The sequence below is a fragment of the Mesorhizobium sp. M1322 genome (assembly GCF_040318085.1).
In the GTDB taxonomy this organism is placed as follows: domain Bacteria; phylum Pseudomonadota; class Alphaproteobacteria; order Rhizobiales; family Rhizobiaceae; genus Mesorhizobium.
In genome coordinates, this window is sequence record NZ_JAMYLP010000045.1 from 37,546 (window position 1) to 44,060 (window position 6,515).

Sequence of the window (6,515 nt, forward strand, 5' to 3'; positions counted from 1 at the left end):
TCGGTGAAACGCCACCAGGTCGCAAGTATGGATCACGATCAAGCGCAGAAGTCCTATGGCACCGACCGAGCGCGACTCGTCTATGGGAAGCGCCCCGACGGAACATTGGCCCATATAGGCGAGGTCACGCGCGGTCTTGCTTGCGGCTGTGTTTGCCCTGCTTGCGATGGTCAAATCGTGGCCCGACTGAAGGACGATCAGCAGGTGCCTCATTTCGCCCACCATGGCGGCGAGGCATGTGGGGGCGGTCCTGAGACGGTCCTTCATTTGCTGGCCAAGGAAGCGTTTCGCAGCAGCCCGACGATGGTGCTGCCCGAGCGGCCTGGGCTCAATAACAAGCGCGTTGTGACGAAGCCTACGCGAGAGGTGCAAACTGAATTCCTTCGGCTCGAGTACACCGATCCCAAGACGATCATTCCCGATCTCTATGTGCGTGCTCTCGGCTATGACTTGTTCGTCGAGGTTGCGGTCACTCATTTCGCGGACGACGCCAAGATCCAGCGCATCAGGGAACACAAGATTCCGGCCGTCGAAATCGATCTCTCCAAGCTTCCGCGTGACTCGCTAAGGGATGCCATCGCCGAAGCGGTGCTGAAAACCGCACGGCGTCATTGGCTTTATCATCCCGGCATCGAGGCCGCGCGCGCTCAGCAGGAAGCAGATGAAATCGCATGGCAGAAGGAACAGGACAGGCTTCTGGCCGCCGCGGCGGCAAAGCACCGAACCCGGGTCGAGGAAACCGCGTCAGCATACAGACAGGCGTTGGCGAAACCTGTCGGCCGAGACATTGCCATACCGCGTCAGGCCGAACTTCAAGCGATCGGTCTTTTGGAGTACATCGGCTACGAAGTCGCGGGCTTCGCCTGCTTTTCGGAACGACCTGCGGTATGGCAAGCGATCATCCTGGCTGAGATCTTTCACGATCGCTGCCTCGGCAACGCTTTGTGCAAATCCGTGCCGATCGCCAACCATTTGGAAAAGCGCCGTCTGATCCAGAAGCCTTTTCTCCGTGTGTCCAGCGACGTGGCTGAGGACGTCACCGCGATCGATGCCCGCTTCGCCCCGGCTTGGAAGGCGGTCGACAATTATCTGAAATATCTGCTCGGCGAGGGTGTCCTGGTTCAACAAGGTTACGATGTCGCGCTTGCCGTGACGTTCGCCAAACCATGGAGCGCGCGGACCCTAGCTGAAAAGGAGAGGACCGCTGCCATGCACGCGGCGGTGCAGGATGTGGAGTGGATCCTTGGCGAGCTTCCCGACAATGAACGTGCAGGCATGACGGGCGAGGTGTGGTTGCAATCGATCCACCAGGAATCCGGTTTGCCGTATCGTAAGGCGCTTCTGTCGGATATCGAGTCGCCGAAGATCGTGGGGCAGGTCGAGAAGATTGGAGCGATGCTGAAAGGGCAGGGGCCGCTACCCCCAGCGACATTGGGGTTACCGGTCGAGGCTGCAATCGCCCGCCGCAAAGTCCAGATGGCCAAGCAAGCGGAAGGGCGTCGCGAGAAGCAGCTCCAAGAGGCGATCCGCAACCGTCAATCGCGACGCGACCGGTTTTGCGTCGATGTGGAAAAGGACTTGAGCGGTCCGGAGCTCGATGCGTTCCTGAACACCAAACGCGCGGACATGAACGACATGTCGCCCGTGGAATTGGCGGAGGATAGCGACGCCGGATTGACCCGCGCGCGGGAGGCTCTGTCGACCTTTGTTAGGCAGCGCCGACGGGAGGCCGAGGCCGCGGCGGAGAAGGCGAAATATCACGATAAGATCGCCGATCTGGCAAAAGGCCGACTTTCCCACGAGGACGCCATTGCGTTTCTGAAGGCACGCGAGGACGATTTCGGCCGAATGAGCCCCCTGCAATACGTCAAAGACGAAAGTACGTTTCAGAAGGCGTGCACGAAACTCGCTCAGTGGGAAAAGTTGGCGCGCCGTTCTTAGTCGTTCTCGCAATTTAAGGTGAGAAGACGCCACGGTCGTCGCGTCTCGCTGGCGCATGAACTGCCGCTGAAAGGGCCGCGCGTCTCCGCAAAAGTGAGGTGTTGACGACCGATGAACGCTGTTGAGCGCCGAAATCTGCCGGTCACGCCTCAGTCAGGACGTTGATCGAACCGTCCAGCTGATAGCAAAGCAGTTTTCATGCTGAGGCCTTGCTGGATCGCGCCAGCTTGAGTGTGTCGATCCGCTTCTTCCTGCCCGAAATAAATTCGACGATGCGGTGTGTTTCGTATGTGCGCACAACGAAGGACGGTGCATTTTTGAGGTCATCCGTCGTGATGTCGTGCTCACGTAGCTGGCCGAGCGGCAATGACACGCTGAAGCTTCGGTTCTCGTTCATCCTGCCGAAGCGCATTTGGACGATGTTGCGCTTTTCAGCAAGCGAAAGCAGCTCGTACAGGTCGAGCTGTTCGCCTTGAGCGTTCTTGAAAGCCGTGTGGACATTCTGGGCGACGGTTTCGACCGCACCGCGCTGAGATCGCGGATTATCGGTGCAGCCATGTTTAGGCCATGGCCAACCCAGATTGTCGAAGAAGACTCGGCCGCCGTGGGGGCTCTGGTAATAAAACACCTGTTTGCCGCAGACCGGGCAACGCGCGTTCGGATTGACATATGAAACAACGGTGGCGAACGGCCTGACCGCTGCCGTGCCTGGGCCGCTGCTATAGCCGGAGCACCAGCGACCATCGACATGAATTGGCGTAGGCCGGCCGCCCATGCGCCTAAATTCGATTTCGCCGCCGCAGGTGTGGCAAGTCGGCACGTGTACGCTCCTTGCGCGATCAGGCGCGCACCTGGTCGAATGCGAGACGTTGTAGCTAGCCGCGATCCTCGCCAGGAAGTCTATTTTGGCATGGCGTTTTGCATGTATATCATGTCCTCATGGCTGATCCCGTAACTGCCCTGGGCCCGGAATATGAGACGGCGAACACATAGTGACCTTGTCGAGGTGCGCGCCCTTGACGACATTGACGACTATTGGGCTGAGACTTCAGAGCGCCGCCGGTATTCGATCCCCCATAGCGATGGGAGCTTTTTTTCCGACGGCTCGGGATACTCCAATGGTGCCGTTGCCGATCTGCGACATGAAATTATCGAACGTGTTCGGGAAACAATCGCACGGCTTGAAAGCATTGACCTGTCTTTGCTCCGCCAAGACGTTCAGGCGACAGGTAGCAACAGTGATTTTCTTCCTCATGCCAGCGAGATTGAAGAGGCCATCCGGCTCTCCCAGCGCGGTCTGGGCATATTGTCTAGCGGCGAGCCCGAAAGGGACACGCTGACGGAATGGCAAAACACCTTCGCTCGGGCCGCCAATGGCTTTGTTACGCGATCCTTGGGGCTGTGCGGTACTTTTCTGGACAGCGGAACTGCTGAAGCAGGCAAAGAATTTGGCAAGGCCATCGGAAAATACGGTGGAATCGCGCTCGTTCTCTATCTCTGCGGCCTAGACTTTCACGGCGTCGCGGCGGCAATCGGCGATCTCATTCTCAAGCTGCCATAGAGCAGAGTTTCAAGTGAATGCCCTAATTATCGGGGTATTCGTCCACGTGTACCTGGCTCTCGATCACTTTACCTGGAAGGAAGTAGCCGCATTCCTGCCGCAACTGCGCGGCTTTTTCTACTGCTTCGGAAGGCCAATCTTCGGTGTCGATCAAGACGAAGTCCTCCGACGATCCTTTAACCCCGAGGGCATCCAGCCCGATGCCAACGATGTAGCGCTTTTCCGGCTTAACCGCTTTGGCAGCAATGCACCGAGTTTTTAGGTTCCAGGCTCGGTCTGCTCGATAGGTAGCATGATCGCCGCCCTGATCGCCGCGCCCGACATAGAGGACATAGTTCACGTCAGGCTGGCCAGATTCCAAAAGACTTCCTATTGCGTGCTTCCGGGCGGCTGCCGCGCGCTGGAGGATCATGTTGGAGAGGATACGGCGAAAGAGCCTTGTCTCGCCTGCCATTATCCTGACCAGCCGCTCATGGTCGGCCATCTCCATCTCGTTGCCAAACTCCAGCGTCTCTCCAAGATAATGCCCGGTGACATATTCGATGAGCCTATCCCAGAAATAGCTGACCTTGTTTTCTGCGCGACCGCGAAGGAAAGAAGGATCGGCTTCGACTTTGGGCCAGAGGTTCGGATCGAGGCGGAAAGGCTGCTCCGTCGGCGGAAATGTTCGATCGTTCCAGAGATAGTAGGCCATAACATCGAGTTCGGATTCGGCACTGATGAATTGGCCGCCATCAAAGAGAGCCGTTTTGCTGTTAAGGTAGTGAACGAAGTCAGAGATTGTCGACAACTCGCGAAGCACGATGGCCAGGCTTTCCTCATCGAATACGTGGACCCAGCCGCGGGCTCTGTCCGTGTTTCCCACCGTGAACAGCATGGCGTCGTTCTGAACCGACGGGCAGACGGCCAGCCCGCGCTTGCCGGTGTCGGTCTGTGCCCGCCGGGCGGCGCCGAGCGCAACACAGATTCGATGAATTCGCGTGTCCGCTCCGGACGGTAGCGCGAGAGGAAGCGGTGTTGCGCATTTAGCATCAAGGAAGACACTATCCGGATAGCTGCGCAGCCAGCGTTCGGCCTGGTCGATCTGATGGGCTGAATCGGAAATGGATCTTCGATACCAGCGTGACCAATCCAATGCCGGTTTGCCGGTGTTGGGGTAGCCGCACGATTTGTCGGAGAAAAGGAGAATGTCGCTTCCGAACACCACCAGCAGGTCTGTGAGCTCTTTGGCGGGCTTCTTGAAAAGATTGGGATAGGTCCACAGCTTCAGAAAAGAGTGGTCGCACAGGCCGGCGAGAACCTTCTCAGAGTGAGTGAGTCCTTCGGAGCGTTTGAATCGCATAGATCAAGAACTCCAACATTTGGCGATGGCAATAGGCATCGCTATTTCGCTGGCTGTTGCTGCAAGCGGCATATACTTTGTCGTTGACTAGCGGCCTCGCGACCAGAGCGCCGACGGCGTGCGCCGGAGGCCGCCTGCACCGCCCGACCGCATTCTACGATGAGGGAATTTAGCACCTGTTCTGAGGTCAATTATGGAATCCCCGTTTTTAAGTTCCATCGACCAGATTCTTAGAAAGCAGCAGGAGAATAGGGAAAAGGAGTCCCTAGAACTGCTTCAAAAGCAATGGCAGAAAAATGGCGAACTGACGGACAAGGCAGCTCTTCGCCATGCAGCGTTTTGCTCCCAAGAATTTCACTCGCGCGTTTTGTCTCTCCATCCAGCACGAATTCTGGTCGAAAACCTCAACAACGTGAAACGTGCTTTCGATATTCTCACGCGCTCCCGAGAGGCTTTTATCGAAATTGTCGGAAAATTTCATGCGCGCGTGATGCATGATCATATGGAAACAAGCGACTTCGAACTTGCGCTGAGTGTCGCTACCAAGGAAGTCTATACCTACTCCATAGCCGCGGTGTCCTTGGTGCAGGCGTACAGGCACCTCCTATCAGGGAATCCCGAAATCAAAGCCGACTATGACACAACACGAGTAGAGGTGTTTGGCGATTCTCAGATTGTTAAGTTCTTTTCTCATTTACGAAACAGCTACAACCATAGCCGGATTTTGATAGCCAGCCCTCATTACACGATAACTCATGGAGATAGTAAGGAAGTCGTTAGCGGTATCGCTTTCGACAAAGATGCAATACTTAAGAATGACGATTGGCCACAAGAGACCAAGCCGTTCATTGAGGCCAAGGGGGATTTGCAGGTGATCGATCTGATCAATGAACATTATAAGATGGCAAAGAGGTTCTTTGACATCATCATATTTCGAACTGGGATTTACAAGAACGTCTCTTATCGAGACTATTATCGAATATTGCAGGCGAGAACGGTTGCTGGTCATCTCTCTACAATGGGTATTATGCTGCAAATCGCAGTGCCGAAAAACTTGAATCCTTATCAATACCTCAATGCGTATTTTACACCTGAGCAGTTGCTTAATATTTATTGTCTCAAGGACCATACAAAAGAGCAAGTCGACTACATGATTTCGCTGAAAGATACCCTTGGTTTGTGCGACGAGTCCACGAGAGGCCAGTTGTATAAGTTGTTTCAGGTTCAGGAATCCGAACCCGCAGTTGTGACTTGAGGCACATTGGGCGGCTTCGCGGCCGTGGTCAGAGATCACATCTGTCCAATCTCCTGGACCCGACGATTTCATGCTCGTGGGATGGGCCAGAGAGATGAGGTCTCCGAAAAAGATTTCTCACTTGAGTTTTCCAATTGAGAATGTTAACGACATACTCAATTGGAGAACGGCTATGAAATCGAAATCCCTCGAAAGCCTCCTCGCGCAAGAAAGTGGCCTTTACTCGGAGATGGTGACGCGATTCCAAAAGCTACGTGATAGTAGCCTGCTTTCGCGCGCCCGCGGGCGCAACGCCGCATTACTAGATACCGATGAAATAGTTTCGGGGATTGTGTAAGTTTTAGCCGGCAGGCCTGGCTGCGCGGCCATGACGGCGACCCGCCGGCGCCACCATAGGCCGGTCGAGTATAAAAAAC

5 protein-coding genes are annotated in these 6,515 nt (G+C 55.6%); 3 read left to right on the forward strand and 2 right to left on the reverse strand.

All coding sequences use genetic code 11. The annotated features are described in order from the left end of the window. Window positions 1-27: 27 nt before the first annotated feature. Window positions 28-1,941, forward strand: a complete 1,914-nt coding sequence (locus NKH12_RS17685; RefSeq protein ID WP_352954310.1) for a competence protein CoiA family protein — start codon at window positions 28-30, stop codon at window positions 1,939-1,941. A 196-nt stretch (window positions 1,942-2,137) separates the two neighbouring features. Here the strand turns inward: NKH12_RS17685 and NKH12_RS17690 are convergent, their stop codons facing one another. After that, window positions 2,138-2,761 carry a hypothetical protein gene (locus tag NKH12_RS17690; protein WP_352954311.1) on the reverse strand — a complete coding sequence of 208 codons (624 nt, stop codon included), beginning with the start codon at window positions 2,759-2,761 and terminating at the stop codon, window positions 2,138-2,140. Between the two features lie 186 nt (window positions 2,762-2,947). Between NKH12_RS17690 and NKH12_RS17695 the strand changes: the two genes are divergently transcribed. After that, complete coding sequence (locus tag NKH12_RS17695; protein ID WP_352954312.1) at window positions 2,948-3,502, forward strand: hypothetical protein; 555 nt, start codon at window positions 2,948-2,950, stop codon at window positions 3,500-3,502. 22 nt (window positions 3,503-3,524) lie between these two features. On the opposite strand, the gene NKH12_RS17700 is transcribed toward NKH12_RS17695, so the two are convergent. Next, window positions 3,525-4,844: a hypothetical protein gene (locus NKH12_RS17700; protein ID WP_352954313.1), complete on the reverse strand. Its 1,320-nt coding sequence runs from the start codon at window positions 4,842-4,844 to the stop codon at window positions 3,525-3,527. A 193-nt stretch (window positions 4,845-5,037) separates the two neighbouring features. On the opposite strand from NKH12_RS17700, the gene NKH12_RS17705 reads away from it, so the two are divergent. Beyond that, entirely contained in the window at window positions 5,038-6,099 is a 1,062-nt protein-coding gene (locus tag NKH12_RS17705; RefSeq protein WP_352954314.1) for a hypothetical protein, read from the forward strand. The last annotated feature ends 416 nt before the right edge of the window (window positions 6,100-6,515 follow it).